A 1,035-nucleotide genomic window follows, 5' to 3' on the forward strand; every position below is an offset into this window, starting at 1 on the left:
GTCCAGTAGTCCAGGTCGACGTGCTTGACGGTGTCGATGCGGAAGCCGTCGATGTCGAAGTCGCGGACCCAGCGCTGGTAGATCTTCTTCATCCCCTCGACGACCTCGGGACGCTCGGTCCACAGGTCGTCCAGGCCGCTGAAATCGCCGTAGGTGGTCGACTCGCCCTCCCAGGTGGAGTCGCCGCGGTTGTGGTAGAGCGTCGGGTCGTTGAGCCAGGACGGGACCATCTCACCGGTGTTGGCCGGGGTGTAGGGGAACGAGTCCCGATCGACCTTCGCGCTGTCCGAGGCCGGGTCGGCGTCGTCGAAGGGGCGGCCCTCGGCGTCCAGGTAGGGGAAAGCGCCCTTGGGGCGGTAGCCGTACTTCTTCTCGGCGTAGTCGACGGTGTCGGCGGTGTGGTTGGTGATGACGTCGAAGAAGACCTTCATGCCCTTGGCATGTGCCGCGTCGATGAGCGTCTCGAGGTCCTCGTTGGTGCCGAAGTGGGGGTCGACCTGGGTGAAGTCGGTGATCCAGTAGCCGTGGTAGCCGGCCGAGGCGTTCGCACCCTCCCCCTGGACCGGCTTGTTCTCGAAGATCGGCGCCATCCAGATCGCGGTGGTGCCGAGGCCCTTGATGTAGTCGAGTCGCTCGGTCAGGCCCTGCAGGTCACCGCCCTGGTAGAAGCCCTTGTCGGTCGGGTCGAACCCGGTCGACAGCCGCGAGCCGGTCAGGCCGCCCTTGTCGTTGGAGGTGTCGCCGTTGGCGAACCGGTCGGGCAGCACGAAGTAGAACTGCTCCCGCGTCGCCTCGTGACGGGCGGGCTCGGCGGCCAGCTTCGCGTCCGACGGCGGCTTCGGGGGTGCTGCCGCCGAGGCCGGTGTGGCCGTCTGCAGCGCCGTGGCGAGCAGTGCGGCCGCGACCACGGTCGCCGCCATCCGGGGCGCGCCGGGTGCGCCACTTCTTCGATTCACTGTGAGGGCCTCTCTGGTTGTGCGGGGTCGTGCGAGGGTCGTACGCAGCGGCCGACCGGCCGGCGCCCATGGGGGTCGG

At 68.5% G+C, this 1,035-nt stretch carries 1 protein-coding gene; it reads right to left on the reverse strand.

Annotated elements, in window-relative coordinates:
- The coding region (locus ACFVJS_RS28055) for an alpha-amylase family glycosyl hydrolase (protein ID WP_378886815.1) at positions 1–956 on the reverse strand (956 nt) is incomplete at its 3' end.
- Positions 957–1,035: the final 79 nt, after the last annotated feature.

This window comes from Nocardioides sp. NPDC057772 (assembly GCF_042798075.1).
In the GTDB taxonomy this organism is placed as follows: Bacteria; Actinomycetota; Actinomycetes; order Propionibacteriales; family Nocardioidaceae; genus Nocardioides.